At 46.2% G+C, this 26,733-nt stretch carries 15 protein-coding genes; 8 read left to right on the top strand and 7 right to left on the bottom strand.

Annotated elements, in window-relative coordinates:
- Nucleotides 1-264 precede the first annotated feature (264 nt).
- The 6 genes from AC04NP_RS20210 to AC04NP_RS20185 all read right to left on the bottom strand — a co-directional run bounded on the left by AC04NP_RS20210 (nt 265) and on the right by AC04NP_RS20185 (nt 11,834).
- The gene (locus tag AC04NP_RS20210) at nt 265-3,144 is read right to left on the bottom strand and encodes a WD40/YVTN/BNR-like repeat-containing protein (protein ID WP_482861751.1); all 2,880 of its coding nucleotides are present in this window, start codon (nt 3,142-3,144) and stop codon (nt 265-267) included.
- A 76-nt stretch (nt 3,145-3,220) separates the two neighbouring features.
- The gene (locus AC04NP_RS20205; RefSeq protein ID WP_482861750.1) at nt 3,221-4,825 is read right to left on the bottom strand and encodes a hypothetical protein; all 1,605 of its coding nucleotides are present in this window, start codon (nt 4,823-4,825) and stop codon (nt 3,221-3,223) included.
- On the bottom strand, nt 4,797-6,035 hold the full coding sequence (locus AC04NP_RS20200; RefSeq protein WP_482861749.1) for a dicarboxylate/amino acid:cation symporter: 1,239 nt from the start codon (nt 6,033-6,035) through the stop codon (nt 4,797-4,799). The genes AC04NP_RS20205 and AC04NP_RS20200 overlap by 29 nt, the downstream gene beginning before the upstream one ends.
- Before the next feature lie 33 nt (nt 6,036-6,068).
- Nucleotides 6,069-7,259: a pyridoxal phosphate-dependent aminotransferase gene (locus AC04NP_RS20195; RefSeq protein ID WP_482861748.1), complete on the bottom strand. Its 1,191-nt coding sequence runs from the start codon at nt 7,257-7,259 to the stop codon at nt 6,069-6,071.
- Nucleotides 7,260-7,383: 124 nt separating this feature from the next.
- Entirely contained in the window at nt 7,384-8,862 is a 1,479-nt protein-coding gene (locus AC04NP_RS20190) for a RagB/SusD family nutrient uptake outer membrane protein (protein WP_482861747.1), read from the bottom strand.
- Nucleotides 8,863-8,873: 11 nt separating this feature from the next.
- Complete coding sequence (locus tag AC04NP_RS20185; RefSeq protein ID WP_482861746.1) at nt 8,874-11,834, bottom strand: SusC/RagA family TonB-linked outer membrane protein; 2,961 nt, start codon at nt 11,832-11,834, stop codon at nt 8,874-8,876.
- 212 nt (nt 11,835-12,046) lie between these two features.
- Between AC04NP_RS20185 and AC04NP_RS20180 the strand changes: the two genes are divergently transcribed.
- The 8 genes from AC04NP_RS20180 to AC04NP_RS20145 all read left to right on the top strand — a co-directional run bounded on the left by AC04NP_RS20180 (nt 12,047) and on the right by AC04NP_RS20145 (nt 24,902).
- Complete coding sequence (locus tag AC04NP_RS20180; protein ID WP_482861745.1) at nt 12,047-13,186, top strand: hypothetical protein; 1,140 nt, start codon at nt 12,047-12,049, stop codon at nt 13,184-13,186.
- A 136-nt stretch (nt 13,187-13,322) separates the two neighbouring features.
- On the top strand, nt 13,323-13,985 hold the full coding sequence (locus AC04NP_RS20175) for an RNA polymerase sigma factor (RefSeq protein ID WP_482861744.1): 663 nt from the start codon (nt 13,323-13,325) through the stop codon (nt 13,983-13,985).
- A gap of 170 nt (nt 13,986-14,155) precedes the next feature.
- Nucleotides 14,156-15,196, top strand: coding sequence for a FecR family protein (locus AC04NP_RS20170; RefSeq protein WP_482861743.1), 1,041 nt, complete (start codon nt 14,156-14,158; stop codon nt 15,194-15,196).
- 110 nt (nt 15,197-15,306) lie between these two features.
- Nucleotides 15,307-18,801 (top strand): SusC/RagA family TonB-linked outer membrane protein, encoded by a 3,495-nt coding sequence (locus AC04NP_RS20165; protein WP_482861742.1) that lies wholly within the window; start codon nt 15,307-15,309, stop codon nt 18,799-18,801.
- Nucleotides 18,802-18,812: 11 nt separating this feature from the next.
- Nucleotides 18,813-20,252, top strand: a complete 1,440-nt coding sequence (locus AC04NP_RS20160; protein ID WP_482861741.1) for a RagB/SusD family nutrient uptake outer membrane protein — start codon at nt 18,813-18,815, stop codon at nt 20,250-20,252.
- A complete protein-coding gene (locus AC04NP_RS20155) occupies nt 20,239-20,382 on the top strand; it encodes a hypothetical protein (protein WP_482861740.1) in 144 nt (47 codons plus the stop codon). Before AC04NP_RS20160 ends, AC04NP_RS20155 begins: the two co-directional genes overlap by 14 nt.
- The gene (locus AC04NP_RS20150; protein ID WP_482861739.1) at nt 20,379-22,625 is read left to right on the top strand and encodes an ABC transporter permease subunit; all 2,247 of its coding nucleotides are present in this window, start codon (nt 20,379-20,381) and stop codon (nt 22,623-22,625) included. The genes AC04NP_RS20155 and AC04NP_RS20150 overlap by 4 nt, the downstream gene beginning before the upstream one ends.
- Nucleotides 22,626-24,902, top strand: a complete 2,277-nt coding sequence (locus AC04NP_RS20145; RefSeq protein ID WP_482861738.1) for a Gldg family protein — start codon at nt 22,626-22,628, stop codon at nt 24,900-24,902.
- A gap of 282 nt (nt 24,903-25,184) precedes the next feature.
- Here the strand turns inward: AC04NP_RS20145 and AC04NP_RS20140 are convergent, their stop codons facing one another.
- Nucleotides 25,185-26,729 carry a RagB/SusD family nutrient uptake outer membrane protein gene (locus tag AC04NP_RS20140; protein WP_482861737.1) on the bottom strand — a complete coding sequence of 515 codons (1,545 nt, stop codon included), beginning with the start codon at nt 26,727-26,729 and terminating at the stop codon, nt 25,185-25,187.
- Nucleotides 26,730-26,733 lie beyond the last annotated feature (4 nt).

The following is a 26,733-nucleotide window of genomic DNA, read 5'->3' as shown; positions in this document are numbered from 1 at the left end:
ACGGATCATTGCAACTTAGGTTCGATTATTTTGGAGTAGCCCCGGTGAAAACCGCTGTGTCTCTTTGTGTCTTTGCGTCTCCGTGGTGAACAAGGGTTAACCACAAAGGCACTAAGACACAAAGAGACACAAAGAAATTGGGCAGTGGTGTTGTGCAACAGCCACATTCGCTTGTACCCACGGTAGTCTTAAGAGGTATAATCGGGGCGCTTGCGCTGTCAGTGGTTGTGTGAAAGGTTTATAGGCAGAAGCCGGGTCGCGGCTTTATCGATCTTTAAGGTTCTCCCATTGTTTCTTTAGTGTTTCATATCTGGCAAAAGCGTCCCGGCCCAACTTTTGGGGCGACCCGGAAATCATTTCATACAGGTATTTCACATGTTCATGCAACATGGGGCGGTCATATCTTTCAGGGCCTTTTTTTAACATGGCAAGACTAGTAGTAAGCCGCTTTTTCCCAGATGCATTTCCGGTTGCTTTGATATTTTGTTCCAGGCTCCTGATTTTCTTTTTAATAGCAAGTAACAACATGGCGGTCTCCAAGGCTAGTTTTTCCTGTTCTTGAAGATCCTTTACCGAGGTACCGCTGGCTTCCAACTCGGGGTTGATCCGGTACTGAAATAATTGCGCTTGTGATTGATTCCGGTAAGTGATTTTCACAGTGTACGCTGCCGGGGCTACCTTAGGGCCTTGAAAGTCTTTTTCTTCGTCTGCCAGGTAGTAGCGTAAATCCCAATGGGTTTTTCTGATACCCCATAAGCCCGGGGGGCAGTCCGAAGTTTTTTCGGTCTTTGAGTGGATGAGGTTTCCATTTCTGAAAAACTCAAAATGAACAGCGGTGTCTTTTTGTTGCGCAGGTAAAGTAAAATATATAAACTGGACATCTCCAAAAACTTCGCGGGGTTTAAAGAGCCTAAGGCCCTGATCTTTAATGTTGAAAGAATGCAATGGAGAAATGTCATCTAAAATCCAAAAGGACCGTCCCAGGGTGGAAATAGCCAGGCCTTTGCGGTGTACCCGTATATCCGTAACCGGGGTAACCGGCAGGTTTCGTTGAAATGGGTTCCAGGTTTTACCATCATTCAATGAAACATATAGTCCAAACTCTGTTCCGGCATAGAGAAGCCCTTCCCTGTCCGGATCTTCACGCACTACGCGTGTGGGTTGGTCTGCGGGAATGCCGTTTGTACCATCGGTTAGTTTTACCCAGGACTTCCCGTAGTCATCGGTGCTATACAAATAAGGCCGGTCATCCCCGAGGTAATCCCGATATACTGCGTAATAGGCCTTGGCGGGATTATGCGGCGACACTTCAATGGTAGAAACCCTGCCACCCGAAGGCATATCGGGTGTCACATTTTCCCAGTTTTTTCCGCCGTCTTCGGTGACAAAAAAAAGACCATCATTAGAACCGGTCCAGATCAAACCCTGTTGTAATGGGGATTCCCTGATGGCATACAACACGGCATAGTATTCTTCGCCTGAAATATCTTCATCGATAGGGCCACCACTTCTCACACGGTACCTGGGGTCGTTGGCTGTCAGGTCGGGGGAAATCTTCTGCCAGTTAATGCCGCCATCAACTGTTTTGTGCAGGTATTGCGAGCCATAATAAACCGTATTGGGATCATGCGGAGACACTTCCATAGGGGTGACACGCTGAAAACGGTAGGTGATATCATCCGGGTGGTTACCGTATAAGCTTTCCGCCCCTATATAGTAATGCTGCTCAATGCCGGTGATGCGGTTATAAACCGAAAAGCGGCCTTTGCAATTGGCGTAAACGGTGTTGGGATCACCGGGTTTGGGGATGACCGGCCCTGTTTCGCACCCTCCCACACTTTCCCAAAGGGGAATTTGATCAAGCCCATGATGATCGTTACTATTCAACACGTTTGAATAGGGCAACCTGGCAGGTACCCTGATCGTGGTATTGTCCTGCTGGCCCGAGTAAAGGTAAAAAGGATACTGATCATCGACATGGCATGAGTAAAGTTCTGCGGTAGGCTGATTGAAAACCGTTGACCAGTTCCGGCCACCATCCCTTGAGACAGCGGCGCCGCCATCGTTGCCTTCAATCATCAACTGCGTATTTTCAGGATTTATCCACAGGTCGTGATGGTCTGCATGGGTGATAGGTTCACGGGTCCAGTTTTTTCCACCGTCATGGGAAGTCCAAAAATCCTTGGTTCCTGCCCAGAGGTGATCCGCGTTTCCGGGATTGGCAGTCAGATTGGTAAAATAAAAGGGGCGATACATGATGCTTTTGTGTACCTCTTCCGGCAGTTCGACCCTGGTCCAGTTTTCCGCATAATCATCAGAACGGTACAGGCCTTCCTCACCGGCTGAGGCCTGAATTTGGGCCCACACCCGTTCGGGTTTGTCGGCACTGACGGCAAAGTCAATTTTACCAGTCAATCCAACCGGCAGCCCTTTTGTTTTCCTTTCCCATCGATCACCACCGTCTGCAGACTTGAATATACCGTCTTCTGCCCCACCGCTGATAATCGTCCAGGGCTTCCGCTCTGCACGCCACATGGCTGCGTAAACAATATCAGGCCGGCCGGGGGCAAACTCCAGGTCTACCGCACCGACCGAATCAGACAAAAACAGTACTTGCTCCCAGCTTTCACCGCCGTCCTTGGTGCGATACACCCCGCGTTCTTTTGATTTTCCGAATGGCTGACCTACAACCGCGGCAAAAACTATGTCAGGATTTTCGGGATGTATCTCCATAGCCCCGATCTGGCCGGCTTGTTTCAGTCCGATAAAAGACCATGTCTTTCCTGCGTTTTCTGATTTGTATACCCCCTTTCCGACAATAACATTGCTTCTGATACCATCGGATCCGGTGCCGACATATATGATCCTGGGATCTTTTTGATAAACCGCAATTGCACCCACGGAAGGCGTGGCAAAATAGCCGTCTGATATATTCGCCCAATGAAATCCGTAATCGGTGGTTTTCCAAAGCCCGCCTCCTGTAGCCCCCATATAGAAAGTTCCCGGGTCATTGACCACACCACAAACAGCGGTTACCCTGCCGCCACGTGAAGGGCCGACGTTTCTGAATTCAAATGGGCCCGCATTTTGCGCATAGGTATCCAAACATAAAAGGAGCAGACCGGCACGTAATACATTTTTCATCTTCTGTTATTGCATTGTTTTTTATCAAAAAGCGCTCCGGAACTCACGATTCTAAAATCCATTATCATTGTACGAATCATCTGTATACGGAGCCCTGGTTATCCTCTGCATTAAGCCATTCCTTCGCCTTTTTCAGAAGCAGGCTTTTGTAGGCTGCAAAATTTTCCCTGGTGACGGGAATATACACATTCACAGGCGCCGGGTTTCCTTCCAGAATCTGACCATTGGGCCTGATGGTGTGGCCAATGTCCCACATAAAGGTAGTCAGGTACTGATTTGAAGCAGGAAATTTAAGCTTTTCAGTCCATTCCCAAGTATTGCTGTATCCTCCGGTGGGCATGCCTATGGTATGGGCTAAACTATTGTCATGGACAATGGACGAAAACTGGTCGAGGTGCGAGCCCCCCCATGGACCGAATAAACAGACCAATTTACCTTTAAAATGCACTTCAGCAGGGTGTATAACGCCATCTGAATACTTTGGTGCGTGAGCGCATTTGAAGGGTACGTCATTGCTGTAATCCTGTCCGGCGGCCAACGCGTTGAGCACATCGGTATGCAACCAATCCATCACCCAGCGACCATCGTCATCATTTTCACGAGCACCGTGATCGTTGATGTTTTTTTCCAGAAATGAACGGGTCATTTTTGCGATAAAATCATCGGTGATATCGCTCAATTTCAGGTTTCCAAAGGTGGTTTTATAGGGCTTTGAAGAAAGCCTCCGCAGCATCACTGCGCCCCTGCTGCCTCCCCTGCTTTCTGTCAGGTCAACAATTACGTCATGCTCCAAAAGGTTGTGCTCCTGTGCATAAGCCATCAGCGCCTCCATATCCTTCCGGATAGACCCTCGAAACCCGTACCACCAAAGTAAAATGGTTTTATTTTCAGGATCTGTCGGCACATAAAGATGGTAACAAACCTTTTCCAGTGCCTTTTTATAACCGGGATATTTATCCCTTTCGGAAGATTGCCATTGTATTTCTTCCTCTTCCAGATAAGGCAGGGAAACGGTATACACCCTGCCTTTTTTCGGCTGGAGTGTGACTTCAAACTTTTCTTTATAAAATCCGGAAGGCAAAAACCTTTCATCTTTTACTGAAAGGTTATATCCTACCCTTATCCAAAGGTTGTTGACAGTCGAATACCTCTGATAAGGTGCTATCGACGCAAAATACGCGTCAAAAGGTATTCCGTTTATCGCTATCAGCTTATCCCCTATGCCGGGCACATTTTTGCCGGCGTACTGACGGATATCCGTGCCCACATCGGAAACAAACATAAAATAATCCCCTTCTTTTTTATAATCCGGATGAAATCTTATCGGGGCTACCCCGCGATTCCGCTCCAGTTTTAACCCGTTTTCAAGGGGCTGGATGCTTAAATGCCGGTTTTTTCTGATGTTACTAAACTTCACCAAGGCAAAATACAAGGCCTCATCACTGGTGGCATCGATGATTTCATCCTTCATTTTCATTAAATTCTTGCTCAGGTCCAGCCCAAACGAAGCGACCTTATAGGGTGACACCGACTCCCTGTCTATGGTTTTTTCATACAGATAGTTAAAAAGGGCTTCGCGGTCGGCCTTCGTGCCATGATTCTGGGCCCATGAAGTGTGACCGAAGGCCAGCACCATGAGGATTAACAGTGATTTAAGCGGGTTTATCATAAACTTTTTCATCTGATTCGGGTTTCCATGCTTTTTCTAATTTTGAAATGACCGTAGTAGCTACCATATCTCCCATGCAGTTTACAGTAGTATTACCCATGTCGATCAATCGATAAATCCCTCCCACAATGGCTACAATTTCCAGTGGGAGATGAAAGGCCTCGGCAAATAACATAGCTACGACCAGACCTCCGCCAGGTATACCACCTGAGCCCTCTGACAGCAGTAAGCCCACCAGCACCACCTGTATCATTTGGGGTAAGGTAAAATCAATTCCTACTGCCTGGGCAGTGAATATTAAAATGCCTGCCAGCATAATCGAAGTGCCATCTTTGTTAAATTGTGCCCCCAATGGCAGGGTAAATGAGAATATCTTTTTTGGAAGCCGGAGATCTTTTTCTGCGATATCCAGTGACACGGCCAGACTGGCCAGGCTGCTGCAGGTAGCCACTGTAGTAGCATAAAGGGCGGAAGTTTTATTTAAAAACCACAAGGGGGAAACGCGCCCTATGAACCAAAGAATCATCATATAAAAAAGCACCATGATTAACTGGGCCAAATAAACACTGCCAATAAAAACCGTTAGTGCACCCACAATTTCGGAACCGTACTCACCAAAAGTGGCCGCCATCAATGCGCCAAGACCTAACGGGGAAGCCCTTAGAATCAATTCTACCAGGTGACGCATTAACTCCGCAATTCTTTCAAATCCGGACTGGAACCATTCCTTCTTTTGTTCCGGTAAATTCAAAACCACTACCCCCAGCAGTACGGCGAATATGACGATCTGGATCAGTTTTCCTTCGGCAAAGGACCTAAAAATATTCGTTGGTATCATGTCCTGAATAATAGTTGCCAGTTCGGGCATAACACCGATGTTATCAGGCACCTCACCTGTTAAGGTAATTCCTTCGCCGGCTTCGGTCATACTCATCACAAAAATGCCCACCGTGATCGCCATGGCTGTGGAAAAAAGGTAATAAACAACAATTTTCAGTCCTACTTTCCCAAATGCTTTTACCGTACCAATCGATCCCATGCCTGCCAGCAGGTTGAAAAAAACCAATGGAATAGCCCCCATCACGAGCAGTTGCAGGAACATCTCGCCGATAGGCTGGACGATAATGGCTTTTTCTTTGAAAATCAAACCCAATACGGCCCCTATTAGCATCCAAATCAATATTCTTGTGGCAAAGGACAGCTTTTTATAGAATTTAAACATATCTTTTGTACCCGTTCACTAAAGACAGGCAAGTTACAGCCCTTGGACAAAAGCATGAATTCGACGAAGCCCCTCATGAATCTCCTCCCAGGATTTCACACAGGTAATGCGGATGTAATCCGTGGCGGTTTGGCCAAAAGAGGAGCCGTGGATAACGGCCACATTTTCTTTCATCAGAAGCCGGTTAGCGAAGGTTTCCGAGGAGATGCCCAAGGCACTGATATATGTCCAGGCATAAAATGATCCCTCCGGCATGTCGCATTTCAGCCCGTCAATATCATTCAAGGCTCCGGTAAAGTATTCGACCTTTTTCTCCCATTCTGTCCAATAGGTCTTGACTTCCTGCAAAGGTTCCTGCCCGAAGGCAACCGCCCCCCCGGCCTGAACAAATGAATTAACACTGGTAATCAGGTGCTGCTGTAGTTTTTCGAGTTCTTTGATGATGGCCTCGTCGGCATAAATAAAACCGATGCGCCACCCTCCCATAGAAAAACTCTTGGTCAGGCTCATCAGCGTAATGGTCCGCGATTTCATGTCAGGCAGGGTAGCCAGGTTGACATGCCGGCGGCCACCCCAGGTCATTCGTTCATAAACTTCATCGGTAATGACATAGAGATTGTACTTAACAGCAAGGCTGGCCAGTTCCCGGAGGTCTTCCGGGCTGTGTACCACTCCCGTTGGATTATGAGGACTGCATAGGATGACGGCTTTGGTTTTAGGGGAAATGTGGTTTTCCAGTTCTTCTTTGTCCCACCGGAATTTGTTTTCCGGTCTGAGTGGTACGGGTACTGCTTTTCCGCCTAAATATTGGATAGTTTGTTTATAACTCACAAAACACGGGTCTTCAACGATGACCTCATCACCCGGATTAATGAGTGCCAGCAGGGAAATGGTCAACCCCTGCTTGGCCCCCATGGTCGCGACAAGCTCTTTTTCAGGATCGGCGGTGATGTTATTTTCCCTTTGCAATTTGGCGGCGCAGGCTTTCCGGTAAACGGTGGTGCCCTTTGCCATGGTCTGGTGTGTATCACCGGAGCGCATTGCTGCTATAGCCGCCTCTATCACGTATCCCGGGGTGGGTTCAAATGCCCTTCCGGCGGAAAAATCAAACACTTTTTGTCCTTCCTCACGCAGTAGCCTTGCTTTATCAGCGATCATTACTGTGGAAGAAGGTTCTGAATTTTGAACCCTCGTAGATATACTCTTGCTTTCGTACATATTCATTAAATCTATTTATAAGTTTTGGTTTTAAAGCATACGTATCAGAAAAAGCAGCGCCTGACACTGCTTTTTCTGGCTTGTAAATTTAAAATTAATTGAATTTTTCGTTTCATTAAGTCTCAAATGATCAATAACCTTCGTTCTGCACCATATTCGTATTGCCATTCAGTTCATCCTGGGGAATAGGCCAGGCATATAAATCGGAGGGATAGCTTACCGTACAATTTTCCGGCAAATTGCAGTCTACCCTGGTAAACCCACGTTGCAGGCGTTTCAAATCAAAAAGGCGGTTTCCTTCAAAAGCCAATTCTTTTCGCCGTTCGGTTATGATGTCTTCTATCAGGGCATCTCCCGAAGTGCTAACCGTCGAGGCGCCGGCGCGTTGTGTAATTTGATTGACCAGATCCCTTGCCAACCCATCGGCGCCATTGAGGCGAACTTCGCACTCTGCCTTCATCAGGACAAATTCCGTCAGGCGCAAGACCGGGTAAGGTGTGTCATCCTTCGCATCTCCAAAGGCCCCTGGATATTTAAATACATGGGGATCGATGTTTTCTACTTTATACCAGTTGTTTCGCACATCACCGGTTTCATATAATCCCAGCAAGTCATTTGAAATAGCGTGGGCAGCATTGCCGTTATTGGCGGTATAAATATCTATGATAGACCGGTTGGTGGTAATCTGGGTATTATCCTCATTGATGTACAACTGAAAAATGCTTTCGGACTCAACAATAACACTCCCGGCCCAATCATCGATGAACGCCAGTTCTCCGAGACCATCCGATTCATATAGGGAAGTCGTATAGTTTTCAATCAACGTGTAGGGACCTTCATTGACGACGGTGTTGGCATCAGCCAAGGCAGCGGCATAATCCGTAACATAAAAATGCATCGTAGCCCGCATTGCCACCGCGCTAAAATAGTTTAGGTAATACATAGCATCCTGCCTGCTAATGGCTTCTGTGCTTTGCAGCACCGGAATAGACGCATTCATTTCTCCGAAAATGAAATCAAACACCTCTCCAACTGTGTTTCTTGCAGGCCGGTTGGCAGCGCCGGTTACTGTAATTACCGGTACACCCGGATGTGATTGATCAGGTGTGAAATTATAATCCTGTGCGTAGAGCCGAACCAGGCAGAAATGTGCCCAGGCCCTCAGGATTCTGCATTCGGCAATCACCTGGTTTTTGACATTTTCAGTGATGTTATTGTCATTATCTATATTTTCCAGTATTACATTGATATTATTAATAACAACATAAGCATCCTGCCATAACCTGGAGGTGTTTACAGCATTGAGGTTCAGTGTATAGGCAAATGGGATCCTATCCGGGTTGGCACCTGCCGACTCCCTGTCGGAAGGAATTTTACCATTGTCGGTAGCTGCATCGCCGATCACAGCAAATTCAGTGCCGTAAAAACCTTTTAGTTTTAGCCGGGTATAAACACCCGTTAATGCAAACAATACCCCTTCCTGGGTTTGAAAAACTACAGAGGAGCCTATGGCCGTTTCCGGTTCCACATCCAGGTAATCATCACAGGCCGGAACGATAAACAATACAATCAGCAGAAAAGTTATGTTTATGATGAATCTTTTTCTCATGGTAATGCTTTTTAGAATGATAAGTTAATCCCAAGTGTCATGGTTCTGGGCAGCGGGTAGGATTCGGAAGTAGGATCAAAGCCCGGGAAATCTGTGGTTAGCCATAAATTTTGCCCGTTCAGGCTTACTGAGACATTGTTCATGCCCAGTTTTTCTACCAACCCTTTAGGCAGTGTGTAACTAAGACTCACATTCTGTAACCTGACAAAGGAGGCATCGTAGAGGTATCTTGTACTGACCAAATCGCCATTGGGATTATTGACCAGGGCCCTGGGTACATCCGTCATATCACCGGGATTTTGCCATCGGTTCAACACATGAACCCATTGATTGGCAGGAAAACTCGCCCCATCGGTACTTAGATCCTGCCCCAGGTCAAAATATTCGTCAGCACCAAAACTATAATACACCATAAAGGACAAGCTGATACCTTTGTATTCAAGCGTGTTGGTAATACCACCGTAGGTGTCTGGTGTACGCTGACCAGCAATGACCCGGTCTTCGTCACCGTTATAGTCAGTGGTTGTTTCATCATTAGCCGTTAAATAAAGTGCGTCTCCGTTGGCCGGATCAACACCCGCGTAGCGCTGCAGAAACCAGTTATCGGACCTGCCTCCTTCCTGCCAAATGCGGGTGCTAAATACTACGTCATCAGGGATGCTGGTGATTTCCTGGTTGTAGAAGGCAAAGTTGGCGTTGACCTGCCACAAAAAATTATCGTTTCTCACCGGAAACACACCCAAAGACACCTCAATGCCTGTATTGAGTAATTCTGCTCCGGAATTGACAGTGACGTCATCAAAACCAGTGGTTTGTGATAAAGGAGCGTTGAACAACAAATCCTGTGATACCCTTCTGAAGTAATCCAACGAACCGGTAATCTTGTTGTTAAACATGGCAAAATCCACCCCTATATCAAACTGAAGGTTCTTTTCCCACCTTAAATCCGGATTTGCCGGAAAAGAAGTTCCGACGCCATTGTTGGCGTTGTTTGGACCCGGGCCGGTCGTGTAGATAACATCTGCCCGGTAAAGATCCCGCCAGCTAAAATCACCAATTCTGTTGTTTCCGGAAGATCCGTAGCTCATCCTTAGTTTCAGGTTATTCAGAAAGGTCAAATCCTTGAAAAACTGTTCCTCAGACAGCAAATAACTGACCCCGACAGCCCCAAAAGTTCCCCACCTGGTGTCAGATCCGAAATTGGAAGCGCCGTCACGACGTAGAGAACCTTCGACAAACAGCTTATCTCTGAAGCTGTAATTGACCCGGCCAAAAAAACCGGCAAGGGATGACCCCTCAAAGCCGGAAGTTATCCCCTGGGCCACCACAACATTTCCAAAACCCACAGTATTGAGGTTACTGAAGGTAAAGTTATCAGCGGAAACATCCAGCGCGTTTAACCTTTGCCGGGTTGTCTCAAAACCTATCTTTACCCCGAATCCATGATTTTGCAGTTCTTTCCGGTAGGAAAGCGTGCCGATAAAATTAAAGGTATTTCCTGTGATCCTGCCCTCTTCGGTTGTTCCGCCGTCGGTTTCTGCTTTGTACAGCTTGCCGATGGTTTCTTTCGTATTGGTCGAAAAAAAGTAATAATTGGCCAACACTTCACCGCGGATTTCCGGCGTAAAATTATATCCTAAATCAAAGTTACTGTTCATATTCCAGGTCTCGGAGGTATTGCTGTTCATAATCGTAGTTGCCACCGGATTGTGTTGTGCATTGCTGGGTATTTCAAAATTAAAACCTGCGCCGTCAAATGGCCCGCCTGCAAGATCGGGTGTCACAAATATGGGCTCAATGGGAGCGGTCTGGAATGCCCCGGAGAGTTGTCCACTCCTGCCTCCTTCGGAAATCAGGTTATTGGACGTCTCGTAAGCCAACTGTATTTTACCACCGAGGTCAAATTTGTCACTGGCTTGATGGTCGAGATTCAAGGTACCTGTAGCCCGTTCAAAGTCTGTGGCTACCACTGTTCCTTCCTGGTATAAATAACCCAACGCTGCAAAAAATGAGGTTTTCTTATTCCCTCCTGTCGCAGAAAAGTCATACTTGTTAAAACTTCCGGTCTGCAGTGCCTCTTCCACCCAGTCGGTATTGAATGGCTGATCGATAGGCATATAAAAGCCGGTGCCCGGATCATCGGGATCTTCACCGGCATTGAGAATGGCTTCCCGGTAATATTCCACATATTCCGCGGTATTCATGACCCTGAAGTCGTTTGGGTTATTGTTTTCGGTGATACCATATTGGGCATTGATGTTGTAAGTTGTTGCCCGGTTTACGCCTTTTTTAGTGGTGATGAGGATCACGCCATTTCCCGCCCTCGAGCCATACAACGCTGCAGAGCTGGCATCTTTTAAAACATTGATACTTTCGATATCACTGGCATTTAATTGAGAAAGATCCCCATTGAACACCGCCCCATCCACTACAATTAAAGGGCCGGTTCCTGCCTGCAGTGAGCCGATACCCCGAATCAGAAAACCGGCGGAACTGCCCGGTTGTCCGTTTCCTTCCAGTACCTGCAAGCCAGGCGCCAGTCCTTGTATGGAATTTGAAATGTTGGCCTGCTGCTGTCTGACAATGTCTTCAGATTTTATAGACTCCAGGGCGCCTGTGATGGTCGCCTTTTCTGCTTCCCCAAAAGCCACTACTACCACCTCGGCCAATGAGGTGATATCTCTGGCCAATGAGACATTAACAATCGATCTGCCGTTTACCTCAATTTCTTCCGGAACATACCCGATAGAAGAAAAAATCAAGGTCATATCGGGCCGGGCCAGCGTCATACTGTAATTACCGTCTGCATCGGTGGTGGTACCGAGTGTCGTGCCTTTGACAATGATATTTACGCCAGGGAGCCCTGATCCGTCATCCTGCGAGGAGACCCTGCCCGAGACCGTAAGATCCTGCGCCTGCATCTGAGGTATCAATAGGGCAAGTAACATGTAGAATCGTAAAACTTTGCTCATAATGTTAGTTTAGAAGTGATTGGAAATTAAAGGTGGCATACATTGCTACCAGGTTTCATTTGCATTTTTGAAAGTTAATTATTCAGGCAGTCCGGTGAAATAAAAATGGTCTAGAAGAATATTCTTTAAGAAATTTTCAGAAAATTTCGTTTTGACTATCATATTTGATACATAAAGACTATATTCCATAATAAAGCTGCAATGAAAGTGAAATGAACAAGTTAACCGGACGGGTGTTGGCTGATCGTATCTCGAAAGTTTTAAACTATTTAAAAAAGCAAAAAATCACACAATACGAGGTAGAGGAACGCATCAACTACACTTCCCTGAGTAAAGCCAAAAATTATGATCGCTATCCCCAGGTGATCATCGAAAAAATGAGCAGACAGGAATTGCTGCAGGTACTTTTGAGTGAATTCGGGTTATCTTATGACGAAGAAGGCGATCTTGTTTTATCCAGTGGTGAAATAAAAAGTGCTTTACCATCGCAGGAGGCCCTGTTTTATATCATGTATTACTACGCTTTTGCACGCGAAACAGTAGGAAAAGCCGTCATCAGAGTCATGAACAAAAAAAAGGTGCTGATCGACTACCGGCTGGAAGAACATTGGGAAGGCACCTACGAGGTGGTAGAAAACTACACCTTCATCAACGCTGTTAAAGTAGGAGATTCTACCCCTGTCAAAAAGCTCATCTGCCTGTTTTCAGGCACCAAAAAATACGGAAGGCCTATACTACTAGGCACCTATAGTACAGTCAAAAGAGATGGTTTCCCTGCGGCCGGGCGTATTTTGCTGGAAAAGGTTGAACAAGAGCACGAAATACGGGAAAAGCTAAACAGTGAGACAGATCCCAGGGTGGTATCGTATCTGACCAACAAAGTTTTTGTATCAAAAACCTATACCCCTAACTCACTCGACGAACTGTCACCCGACCACCGGATTATTCAAAACTACGCCGGTGATTATGTATTATTCTACCCCAACAGAAATCATGAGTTGACCCGGGCCGAATTGACAATTGGAATAAATTCCAAATCAAATATGGAAATCGGCGGCCTGAATTATGTGGGACGCACAAAACTTCTGGACCCACATACCCTGCAGATTAAATTGCACGAAGGTCATTCCTTCAACGACATCTCACAAAGTAGTTTAACCATTTTTTTCAACACAAGAAAAAATACCACCCCTCCCTTCTACAACTGCGCCGGCATCAGCAACGAACTGGAAGGATACCCGGCCTCATTTGCCTGCTTCATGATCCGGTCACCGGATTTAAATGAATTAGCGCAGGAGCAGGTGGAGGCTTTTTTGGAGGATAAGCGAAATCTGATATTCATCGCCAATTAGGAGTGTGGGTGTGGAGTTTGGGTGGGGCGTGTGAGTTTGAGTGGGGGGGAGATTTAACAATTCGATAAAATCATGAGGTTTGGTATTGTTTATCAAATCATATAATTTCAATGCCTGCAAAACGAAAATAATCAATTTGGCAATTAGACACATCCATAGGCAAGCGGAGACTGCGGGAGAAAGTCCGTTGCAGAGGCACCTTAACAAGGGTGATTCACCGCCAAAAACGGATATTCTCTTGTGGGAGGAGTTTCAGTCCGGCAGTGAAAAGGCGTATGCGGATATTTACAAAACCCACGCAGCGGCGCTCTACAACTATGGCTTGAAGCTTGTCAGCGATCCGTCGTTGGTCAAAGATTGTATCCAGGATCTTTTCATTGAAATTTGGGATGCCAGGCAAAACCTGGGAGTGGTCAGGTCTATCAGATCCTACCTCTATAAGTCCATTCGCCGGAAGATACTGGCCGAAAAAGCCAAAGTGAAGCCCCTGGTTCCTTCATCTGACAATTACCAGCCTTTTGAGATAGCCTATTCCACTGAGCGCATCCTTCACGACCATCAGATCAAAGAAGCACAACTGGACGAACTCCGAAAAGCCTTGAACAAACTCACCACCAGTCAGCGAGAGATCATTTTTCTGAAGTACTACGACCGTTTAAGTTATGAAGAAGTAGCCGATATCATGGGTATTTCCAGAAAAGCCGCCTACAAAAAAATCGGTCGTGCGTTGCACACCTTACGTCAGCATACTGATAAGGTTTATCTTTTACTTTATTTTGTCGGTTTGGGATTACTGTAGGTAGCCGGGCTGTTTGAGGTGGGTGGTGGTTGCGTGGCAACCCACAACAAAAAACCCGCGCTCAAAGCACTGGCAGCGCCTCTCCAAAAAAAGTCAAAAAAATTGCGGGGTAAAATTCCGGTTTTTCTCTCTTAATAGGTGATCCAGGTTTTTGAGCCTGCAGTAAATACATGAAGTACACAAAATACAACAAAGAGGATTTTCTCAAAGATGAATATTTCCAGAAATGGCTATTGGATCCCGATCCGATGGTGACCAGGTTTTGGGAAAGCTGGCTGGAAAAGCATCCGGAAAAAAGGGAGGTGATAGAGCAGGCGAGCAAAATAATGCGGTCTATTGATTTCAGGAGGGATGAGCTGCCGGAAAAAGACTTTGATGAGATGTGGATGAATATCATTGAGAAAAGAAGCAAGCGCCAGGGTCAGTTAAAGACCGTGGAGCCCCGCCTACAGCAGAAAAGGGCGTTTTTACAAACTGTGGCGGCTGCTTTTATCGGATTGCTGATGTTGAGCGGGGCCTGGTACTACCTTACTGATCAGCACCTGAAAGTGAAGTATATGAATCATTTCGGGGAAACCCAATCCATTTTGCTGCCTGACAATTCCACCGTTCAACTCAACGCCAATTCTACGCTGTATTACAAAGATAATTGGGAAGATAAAGGCCGCCGTGAAGTATGGCTGGAGGGTGAAGCCTTTTTCTCTGTGCGTAAGCAAACCGCATCTGGTGATGCCGCGGTACCCCGACAGGTGAAATTTGTCGTCCATTCAGGGGACTTGAATATAGAAGTGCTGGGCACTAAGTTCAATGTAAAAAGACGCCGGGGCACCACACAGGTTATCCTGAAATCGGGCAAAGTGGGCCTGACCAGCCGGGTGAACAACCATCGTATTGAAATGACGCCCGGAGAAAGAGTAGATTACGTCGAAACCGAACAGCAATATATCAAAGAGGTAGTCAACCCCGATCCTTTGACCGCCTGGCGCAACAACAGGTTGATATTCGATGATACCCCATTGACTGAGATCGCTGCCCTTTTGGAAGATAACTATGGCATGAAAGTAAAGATCCTGGACGATGAGCTGAGGAACAGACGGTTTACCGGTACCTCACCGGTAGACAATATCGACATACTCCTCACCAAACTTTCAAAAATATTTTATCTGAAAGTAAGCAAAGACGGAAAAACAGTAATGATCGAAAAAGACTAAAGAAACCTGCCCGCAATATAGCTTGAGACCCTAATGCGGGCAGTAAACAATCCCATCCGAACAACTATAAGGATGGGAATAAATCAATGTTCAAATGCAAAAGTAAAATTATGAAACACATTTTACAAAAGAGGAAACACCTTCATCACAAATTATCCCTGTGGAGGAGGCTCAGCCAAACACCGGTCAGAGGCCTGACGTTGTTCCTCTTCCTGTTCGGGTTGACCGCCGGAGGAAAGCCTTCCGCAGAAAAACCATCCGTTACTAAATCCATAGAAAAGTATTCCGCAACCTTGTCATACAATGACAATGAACAAATGGGTACGGAAGATCGGTCACTCATTGAAGTATTGTCCGAGCTCTCTGAGAAGCACCGGGTTTATTTCGACTTTGAAAAAAAGGTGCTGGAAGGAAAAACCGTTACAAGGGAATATGAAGGGAATGACGAAAAAGCGTTGGAACGCTTCCTGAAAGACATCCTGACCCCGCATAACTTAACCTTCGAGAAGCTGGATGGAAACTACCTGATTTACCCGAAAAGAAAAAAGAAGCAAGCGCCCGAAAAAAATGCCAAAACAAATGCCTCCTCAACCGGAAACACCCTGAGGCGCGAGGAAGATTTTCCTGACAAAATATCCCCCATCCGAAACAAGCAAGAGCGCACAATCACCGGTAAGGTGACCGATGAAAACGGCGACCCGCTACAAGGCGCCACTATCCGGGTGAAAGACCAACGTGGCATCGGAACAGTCACTGACATCAAGGGCAATTACGTCATCACCCTTCCTGATAATGTGACCACACTGATTTTCTCTTTTGTTGGGTTTCTCTCCCAGGAGATTGAGGTAACTACGCGCTCTACCGTCGATGTCATACTCCTGGCTGACCTGACCGCATTAAAAGAAGTAGCAGTCGTTTCTACGGGATACTATGAGGTGGAGCAAAAACTAAATCCTGGCAATATTGCCAGAGTGGATGCTAAAATTATTGAAAAGCAACCGGTGGTTAACCCGCTTCAAACCATTCAGGGTCGCGTGGCGGGCGTGCAAATTCAGCCGGCTTCCGGGATACCGGGTGGGGAGTTAAATATCAATATCCGGGGGGTGAACAGTCTCAATAACGGTCAGGAGCTCGACGACGGTACGGAACTCCCTAATTCGAATCGTCCATTTTTTATTATCGATGGAGTTCCATTTATTAATGAAACCGTAAATGGGACGGACAATAATGGACTCCCTATTTCACGTGCCCTGGGTAACGGCAACCCTTTGGCGTTTATCCAGCCTTCGGACATCGAAAGTATCGAGGTTTTGAAAGATGCGGATGCCACAGCGATTTATGGGTCCAGGGGGGCAAATGGTGTTATCATCATCACCACCAAAAAAGGAGCTGCCGGAAAAACAAGGGTGAATATCAATTATTCACAGGGCTGGGGGGAAGTTCCGAGGAAACTGGCGCTTTTAGGTACAGAAGATTACCTTTTAATCAGGGAGGAGGGGCTTCGCAATGATGGGCGTACTCCCTCTGAACTTCGGGACCCTGACCTGCTTTTATGGGACAGAGACCGGAATACAGATTGGCAGGAGGAGTTATTAAGCGATGTAGCAGACCAAACCAATGCGTCCTTTTCTGTTTCCGGGGGTAAGGGACAAACCCAGTTCAGTTTTAGTGGGGCTTATTTCAGCCAGGGCAATGTGTACAATTATGATGATTCGAAGTTCGAGCGTTTTTCAGGGACGATCACTTTAAATCACAGATCATTAGACCGGAAATTAGGGATCGATCTATCAGTAAATTATGCTAACAGTATCAATAACCAGGGAGGTATTACACCAGCTTCTTTGGTGTTGAGGCTCGCACCCAATGCCCCTGCATTGTTTGACGATTCCGGCAACTTAAATTGGGGAAATGGCACCTGGAATAATCCTCTTGGCATCTTAGAGCGAAGATATGAGAATAACACGAAAAACCTTGTTGTCAATTCCAAATTATCTTACGGGATATTAGATAATCTTGTATTCAGTACGTCCATTGGACTTACAAACACGATCACCGATGAGGTTAACCTTATCCCTATCGCAACATTTAATCCCGAACAAAATAGGATCGGGTCTGCAACGATTGGGAACGGAAACGCCGAAACGTTTATCATCGAACCCCAGTTGAGCTATGACCAGGAAATTGGCCAGGGCAGGATAAGTGTTTTGCTGGGGGCTACCTTGCAGGGGTCTGATGCTAACCGGGAGGCCGTTCTTGCCAGTGGGTACCAAAATGATGCTTTATTAGGAGATTTGTCTGCTGCCGGCTCTATCAGGTCACAGGGCACCTCCGATAATCAATATCGCTATTCTGCCATTTTCACGCGTTTAAATTATACCTGGGCGGGGAAATATATCCTTAATTTAACAGGAAGAAGGGATGGGTCGAGCCGGTTTGGGCCAGGGCAACAATTTGGCAATTTTGGAGCAATTGGTGCTGCCTGGCTTTTTTCAGAAGAAAAGGTTATCGCAAACCTTTTGCCATTATTGAGTTTCGGTAAGTTGAGGGCTTCTTATGGGGTAGTGGGCAATGATCAAATCGGGGATTACCAGTACCTGAGCTCTTACAGCCCCGTTGACCCCTATAATGAAAATCAATCGATTACCCCTACCAGAGCTGCCAATCCTGAATATTCCTGGGAGACAACAAGGAAGCTGGAGTTTGGCCTGGAGCTTGGTTTTTTCGATGACAGGATGCGACTCAATAGCAGTTGGTACCGCAACCGTACCTTTGACCAGCTAATCGGAAGACCGCTATCGGCTACAACAGGGTATAACTCACAGCAATTCAACCTGCCTGCTACTGTTGAGAACAGGGGTTGGGAGTTTGAGCTAACCACGGTCAATGTAGTATCAGGGGAATTTAGGTGGCGTTCTGATTTTAACCTGTCTTTTCCTGAAAATGAGCTCCTTGAATTTGAAAATATCGAAGCGTTCCCTGAGTTTGACGCGTTCTATGAAGTGGGCCGGCCCATTTTAGGGAGAAAGGAATTCCAATCCTTGGGGGTGAATCCCGAGACGGGGACCTATGATTTTGTGGATTTTAACAGGGACGGTGTGATTGATGTTTCAGACCGGCAATTTTTTGTGGCAAACGTCCAGGAGTTCTATGGAGGACTTGAGAATAGTTTTTCTTACAAAGGGTTGCAACTGGACTTTCATTTATTCTTTGTAAAACAGGAGGCCATTGATTTCACGGTGAGTAATTTTAGTTCTTCAGCAAGAGGTGGTGGTTTTGTGCCCACCACCAGGGTCTTAGAACGTTGGCAAAACCCGGGAGATGTCACCGACCTACCAAGGACCAGTGAAAGACTAGGTACTTCCAATAGAAGAAACATCCCGAATGCCCGGGTAGATGCTTCCTTTATCAGGCTTCAAAATGTTTCTTTATCGTGGCAGCTTCCCCCAGCATGGACCGCCGCAGCCAGGATTGAAAACGCCCGAATTTACCTGCAGGGGCAGAACCTGCTGACGATCACGGATTATGACGGATGGGACCCCGAGACCCAAAACATGAATCTTCCTCAACTAAGAATGATCACCACTGGTATTCAGCTCACTTTTTAAAAACTTTTAACATGAAAACACAAAAAAATCATCTATACCCTCTTTCAGGCAAGCACCTCAGCCAGGTGTGTAAAACATGTATTGTGAAAGGGAGTATCTGTGCTTTCGGTGCGGCACTCTTGTTCTTTACAACGTTTTCCTGTGAAGATTTTGTTGAGATCGATCCGCCCACCACAGAAATAACAACAGAGGCCCTGTTTGAAGACCGCACAGCAATTGTTGCCGCCCTGAATGGATTGTACAGTGAAATATTGGCAACCCCCAACAACATGTTCAACGCCGGGCTGGAGATTTTCACAGGTACTGCCAGCGGTGAATTCATCAATTATTCTTCAGACAGGAGTAATACAGAATTTGCCCTCAACGACCTTCAACCTGACAACATAATTGTTAACAACAATTTCTGGACTTTTGCTTATCAGATCATTAACCAGGCAAACCTTTTAATCGAAGGTATATCAGGCGCTTCCTTCATTGATCCGCGTATTGACCAGGCGCTTGGGGAAGCCCTTTTTATGCGGGCTTTTACGCATTTTTACCTGGTAAACCTTTTTGGTGAAGTGCCTTATGTTTCCACCACGGGTATTGCCACCAACAATTCTATCGGAAAAACCAGCGTGGCCTTGATTTATGAAAATATCACGGCTGATTTAACAAGGGCACAATTTTTAATGATGGCGGATTATTCTTTTGTGAGTAACGAAGAAAGGGTACGCCCAAACCGGGGAGCAGCCACCGCTTTACTTGCCAGGGTTTACCTGTACCTGGAAGATTGGGCTAATGCGGAAGTACAAGCTACCCAGGTGATTGATAATGACTTGTATGCCCTTGATACAGTGCTTAATGATGTTTTTAAACCCGCAAGCCCCGAAGCCATATGGCAGTTAATACCTAATACCCCAGGTATCAATACCAATCATGGTTTTCGTTTTCTTTTAGATTTTATTTTACCCGGTGACGGGTTAGTGACTACCTCGATGTCAAATGATCTTGTAAACACTTTTGATCCTTCGGATAACCGTTTATCCAGTTGGGTCGGAACTCGGGATTCGGGTGAAGAAACATTTTATTACCCGTTTAAATATAAAGAGTTTTTTCGTACAGGAGACCTTCCGGATGAGTATACGGTGGTTTTCAGGCTTGCTGAGCAATACCTGATCAGGTCGGAGGCGCGGACCAGGCAAAACAACATATCGGGCGCCCGGGAAGATTTGAATATCATCAGAAACAGAGCAGGCCTGGGTGACACGCCTGCCAGCGACCAGCCATCGCTACTGGATGCTATCATGCAGGAGCGTAAGGTAGAGCTTTTTGCAGAATGGGGCCACCGTTGGCTGGACCTGAAACGGAACGGCCGGATAGACCGGGAATTATCCAACCTGCCAGAGAAAGGTGGAAGAAGTGATAAAACTACACCAGCAGAAGTACCGGGTAAAAGTGACCAGCGGTGAGGCTGCGGCACAAAAAGTCATGAAGGTGTGCATTGAAAATGGCTGGGGCTTAAAAGAAGCTTACCTCGAAAGGTACAGCCTGGAAGAAGTGTTTGCACAATTATCACAAAAAGAAGGAGTGGCAGGATGACACACAGGATCGCAAAACAGGAGTTCACCAGGTTATTTTTATCCCCACTGGCCTGGCTGGTGATCGTAATTTTTATTGTTCAGATTGCCTACAATTATCTTTACCAGTTGGATTACGTGCAGGCTAACCTTATGAGAGGACGGGACCTCAATGACGTAACAGACAGGCTTTTTAATGTTTTAAGGGCAAGGGGTGTCTTTAAAGCGATTACCACCAACCTGTATATCTACGTGCCTTTGGTCACGATGGGCATTTTTAGCAGGGAGTATAGCTCGGGCTCCTTCAAGCTGCTCATGAGCGCCCCGGTAAAGGACTGGCAAACCGTGCTGGGTAAGTTTCTGGCCTTACTACTGTTCGGGTTGCTGCTGGTAGCCGTGCTGGGTGCATTTATTGTGCTGGGCAGTGCTTTGATTACCCACTTCGATGTGTCCTACACCCTGGCGGGGGCCATTGGATTTTATTTGCTTTTTATGGCTTATGCCTCCATTGGCCTATTTATTTCATCACTGGTTTCCAATGAAGTGGTCGCAGGCATCGCCACCTTTGCTGTCATTGCCCTGCTGGGCAATGCGGGAAAGATCGGCCAGGACATTGCCTACTTAAATGATGTGCTTTACTGGATATCGATATCGGGCAGGGCAGAACAGATGATGGCAGGGCTGATCAGCACCAAAAGCATGGCTTATTTTCTGATTGTTTCCATTTTTTTTATTGTGCTGACCATATTAAGGTTACAGGATCAACGATTAAAATACGGTTTCACAAACAGGCTCCTTTTGTATTTCACACTGGCAGGTTTTGTAGTGCTTGCTGCTTTTATTAGCTCTAAACCAGGGTTCATCGCCTATTGGGACCTTACCCGGACTAAAGAAAATACGATCACTGAGGCGAGTCAGCGTTTGGTCTCAAAATTCAGGGATAAGCCCCTGGTGCTAAAAACTTACATCAACCTGTTAAGCGACATGACGCCAAAAAGTGGGTTGCCAAAATTCCACAACAATGACTTTAGAAGGTTCGAGGAGTATGTGAGGTTTTTGCCCAACCTGAAGATAGCGTACATCTATTTTTATGATACTATCCCGGGTAACCCAGACATTTATGAAAGGTTTCCCGCGCTGGAAGAAAAAGAGATTGCAAGAAAGCTGGCAGGTCTTTACAACATTGATTTTAACAAAGTGCTCCCTCCTGCTGAGATAAGGGCGCAGGTGGATTTATCAAACCAGGGCAATGAATACATCCGCCAGTTTATCAGCGGCCAGGATACTTCCTCTTTTGTTAGAATGTTCCGTGATATAACCCATTACCCACGTGAAGAGGAGATTTCATCGGCTTTGAATACTATGGCGGCAGGGCAGCCGGTCATAGGATTTCTGGCAGCCAATGGAGAAAGGACCTTTCATGGAAAAAAAGGCAGGGATTATTACCAGATGCTGTATGGTAAAGAAGATGACAGGTTCTCCTTATTAAATGACGGATTTGCCTTCAGGGAAATCAACCTATTAAGTCGTAAATCTTTGAAAGAGGTAGACATCTTAGTCATTGCTGATCCGGTTACACCCTATAGTAATGCACAAATAAAGACCATACAAGAATACATCGATGAGGGTAGAAACCTGTTGGTATTGGGGGATGTAAACAGTTGTAAATTTCTGAACCCCTTACTGGCACCATTGGGTTTATCTTTCCTTCCCGGCAAACTGGCGGGTCAGGCTTCAAGGTTTAATACAGACCTTGTAAACGCGTATCCCACTGAGGCCATGTCAGTATTCACCGGTGATCCGGAATTCCAGGCCACTTGGATCAGTGAGTTTACTGTGCCGGTGCTGCTATCAGGTGCTGTAGCCATTAAAAAGGATACTACCATCCCAGCAAGTTTCAAGGCGTTTGCGTTCCTTAAGGCAGAGATAGAGGGAGAAGGAAAGCCTGTTGGTATGGGACTTACCCGCGCTGTGGGTGAAAGGCAGCAACGTATTGCGATCATAGGTGATGCAGATATTATTGGTAACAAGGTAGATTCCAGGAGGGAGATCAAGTCGAATAGCTATCTGTTCTTACCCCCTCTCTTTAAATGGTTTACCTATGATGAGTTTCCGGTCACCTCCAATACACAAGTCCCTCCCAACAATAGCATTCGGATCAATGGCAGGCAAATTGCCGGCTTATGGCCCATTTTCCTGTTGCTAATTCCATCTTCCATTGGTTTTGGAGCATTCCTATTACTCAAAATTAGACATCGAAAATAAATGAGACTCATTACAAACATCGCCAAACACGAAATCCGCCGGTTGTTTTGTTCGCCCATCATATGGCTCGTACTGATCGCCTTTGTGCTTCAGATACTGTACGGCTTTTTTGACAGGCTTGAATATATAAGTATTTCGGTCGCTAAAGGCTGGCGCATTCATCATACGTCTGATGCAATTTTTGGATCGAACTTCCCCGCCAAGATCGGGTATATCCTGGTTCATAACATCTATATTTATATCCCTCTGATTACCATGGGGCTTTTCAGCAAAGAGTACAACACGGGTTCTTTCAGGCTCCTTATTTCATCTCCGGCATATTTCTGGCAACTGGTAATGGGTAAATACCTGGCGTTGATTGTGTACAGCCTGCTTTTATGCCTGGTGCTGGCAGCATTACTCATTTATTGTCTTATCATCATCGATGGTTTTTACCCGCATTTTGTAATTTCAGCAATTTTTGGCTATTTCCTGTTGCTTACCACCTATTCGGCAATAGGCCTGTTCATTTCCAGCCTCACTTCAAAACAGGTGATTGCTGCCATTACAACATTTGCGGTGATCGGCTTATTCAGCGCCATTGGAGCAATCGGCCAGGACATCCCTTTCCTCAACAGTATTTTATACTGGGTGTCGATCTCCGGTCGGGTATCAGGGATTATGGCTGGGCTGATCGGCTCAAAGGACATCATGTATTTTCTTTTGATTACTTGTTGTTTTGTGGCTGCCACCATTTTCAAATTAAGCTTAAAAGCACGCACACAAACATGGTCTCAAACTTTGGTACGTTTCACAGCTTTTGCCGTAGTGATAATCGCTGTGGCAATGTTAAGTAACAACCCCTATTATAGATATTACTGGGATGTGACTGAGCGAAAAAGAGCAACTATCTCTGCACAATCTCAGGCAGTCACAGCTCAACTGCGGGACTCCTCCCTGGTGATGAATTCTTACGTTAACATCTTCAGTGAGATTACCAGAGTTACCCGCCTGTCTGGTGCTGTTAATAATGACATAAGGTATTTTGAAGATTTTGTAAGGTTTTTACCCCAACTGCAATTCAACCACGTGTTTTTTTATGACACCATTCCTTCCAACCCAAAAATCTACCAACAGAACCGGGGATTGGATGAGCGGCAATTAGCAGCCAATGTAGCCAGCTCCTACCGGTTGCGTTTGGATCGTATTGCTGCTCCTGCAGAAATAAGAACATTAGTAGATCTTTCAGCAGAAGGAAATGAGTTCACCCGGGTGATTTCCACTAATAGCCAAAGTTCCTTCCTTCGAATGTTCCTTGATTCAAAAAAATATCCTGGTCAGAAACACATAGCTTCTTCGCTGAAGTCCCTGATCATGAAGCCTCCTTTGGTAGGTTATGTCAAGGGCCACGGTGAGCGCTCATGCCTGGAAAGAAAAGATGGTGATTACACTTTGATGACCGACCGTTCCATTCGTAGTTCGCTGATTAATCATGCTTTCCAATTTAAGGAGGTTGATCTGGGTTCAATCAGTCAGTTACAAGAGGCCGATATACTGGTCATCGCTGATCCTAAGGTGGAATATACGGCCGACGAGCTAAAGGTTTTAGCCCAATACATTCGCTCAGGCAAAAACTTGCTGATACTTCTTGAAGCTGAAAGAAGCGATAAAACAACCTCACTGCTCGCCATGCTCGGCTTAACTTCCGGAGGTAACCTGACATCGGTCAACACAGTCTATGAACCATCCATTGTTTTCACAGACATCACCGATGCCGTTGCAGGCTTTTCTGAAGATGGATATTTTACTAGTTCCTTAAGCATCGAGAAACGCTACCCCGTTGTCCTTCCCGGAGCTACGGCACTTACTGTGAAAGACTCCGCGCTGTTTGAATTTGATCGTTTCCCGATACTTACGACAAGGAAGCACACCGTGCTTACCACCGACTCAGCCAGCGTAATGGCTGACAGCATATTTACTGCGGGCTATGGCCTCACACGAATGGTGAATGGCAAAGAGCAGAGAATGGCTGTGATTGGTGACGCTGACTTTTTAAGCGAGATCTTTCTTTCCTCACGGATTCAAAAAGGGAATGTCTTCCTGTTTGCCCAGCCACTTTTCAGTTGGCTTAATTATGACCGGTTCCCGGCAGTGATAACGTATCCCAGCCACAGACCAAAAACGTTGCACCTGTCAACAGATCAGGTCCGCTCTACCCGGTTACGTACTATGATCGCCCTGCCGCTGTTAATTCTAATGAGTGGCGCCTTTGTATTAATCAGGAGAAAAAGGAAGTAGATGAAGGCACAAGCGCAACGTGGCTGTTGCACAACGTCTTCGACAAACTTCTTTGTGTCTCTTTGTGCCTTGGTGCCTTGGTGGTTAACCATTCTTCACCACAAAGGCACAAAGAGACACAGAGGCTTTCACCCCAAAAAACAGGCACCTACTTAAGTTACACAACATCCACGTCCCACTTCCCCACCAAATTGCCCCCCAAAATTCAAACCCTACCCCCTACCAAACCCTACTCCCGCACCCCAAAACCATTGTCAACTGTCAATTGTAAATTGTCAATTCCTAATACCCCACATTCTGCTCCAACACCCCACCAGACCTATCGATCTCCGACTGCGGAAACGGAAAAACCTCAAACTTATCATCCCACGCCGCACCAAATACCTGCGATCCGATTCCCCACCGAACAATATCAAACCACCGGTGTGGCTCAAAAGCCATTTCCAGACGCTTTTCCCGACGCAGATCGTCCTCGGCGGCAACACCGGTAAGTGGGTCCAGCCCGGCCCGGATCCGGATATCGTTGATCTGATTGGTAGCATCACCGGCAGCGCCGGTTTCCAGCAGGGACTCGGCGTAAAGCAGTTTTAGCTCTGCAAACCGGAACCAACGTTCGTTATTAAAATCTGCCTGTTCATTCGGCGCATGATTGGCCGGGTCAATATTGCGCTCCCCACGGTATTTTTTGAGGGTAAAACCTGTTGTCGACCAAACAGGATCGTAGGGTAAAGAAGTGAAGGTGGTATAATACATATCCCCTTCCTGGTAAATGTTAATACTAAAACGCTCATCTCCGGGCTCATAAGCGTCAACCAAATCCTGTGTAGGCACCCACCACCCAAGCTTGTTGCCAGGCGCTCCGTTGTCTGAACTTGCGTCCCAATAATAACCACGACCTATACCCTGGGTGGCTTTGAAGTTTTCAGAATGTGTATCATCAAAAACCCACAGGTTGTCATCAGAGAACGGGCCACCATATTGAATCTCAAAAATCGATTCGGCATTATTCTCATTGTCGAACGCAAATACATCCTCGTAATTAGGCTCCAACGAATAAGGCCCGAGATCCACGACTTCCCGAAAGGCCGTAACCGCGGCTGTCCAGTCTTCTTGCCAGACATATACCTTACCCATAAATGATTTGGCTGCCCAGTTTGTGGCGCGGCCTGTGTTACTCTCATCCCAGCTTTCGGGCAAATTGACAGCAGCCACTCCAAAGTCATCAAGGATTTGTGTAAATAATGCTTCCCGGGTGGCATTGGGCAAGGCCAGGTCGTTGAGGTCGGTGCTCACCGTGGTGGCCAATGGGGGCGTACCAAACAATTTCATAGCCTGAAAATGAAAAAACGCCCTTAAAAATTTGGATTCTCCTTCTAAGACACGCTTCTCTTCCGCCGTAAGTTGATTCTCGCCATCCAGGTTTTCAATCACCAGATTGGCCCTCAGAATACCTTCATAAATTTGTGTATAGATGGCGGCAAAAGGCACTTCACCGGCCCTGATAAACAGGTTATCGATATCCCTGGAGATTTGGTCCGATACATTCTGATCCGCAGCCACATCGTCGGTAATGGTCATGGTAATTTTCCAGAATTCACCCCGTTCGGACAGGGTCTCTGTACTGGTTCCCCAAAAATCCTGTATCGATGAGTATGCCGCAAAAATGGCGCCGTCAAAGTCATCTTTTGTTTGATAAAATGTCGATGTTGTAACACGGTCTAACGGCAGCAAATCAAGGTCATTGCAAGAATTATGTATAAGGAAGATCATCAAAAGGCTTGCTATCTTTTTCATCATCCTGACTATTTTATTTTTAGTAGAAGTCATAATC

This window comes from Agaribacillus sp. DX54 (genome assembly GCF_056858335.1).
The sequence above is the reverse complement of the archived record's forward strand: the minus strand, read 5'-3'. Positions and strand labels throughout refer to the sequence as shown.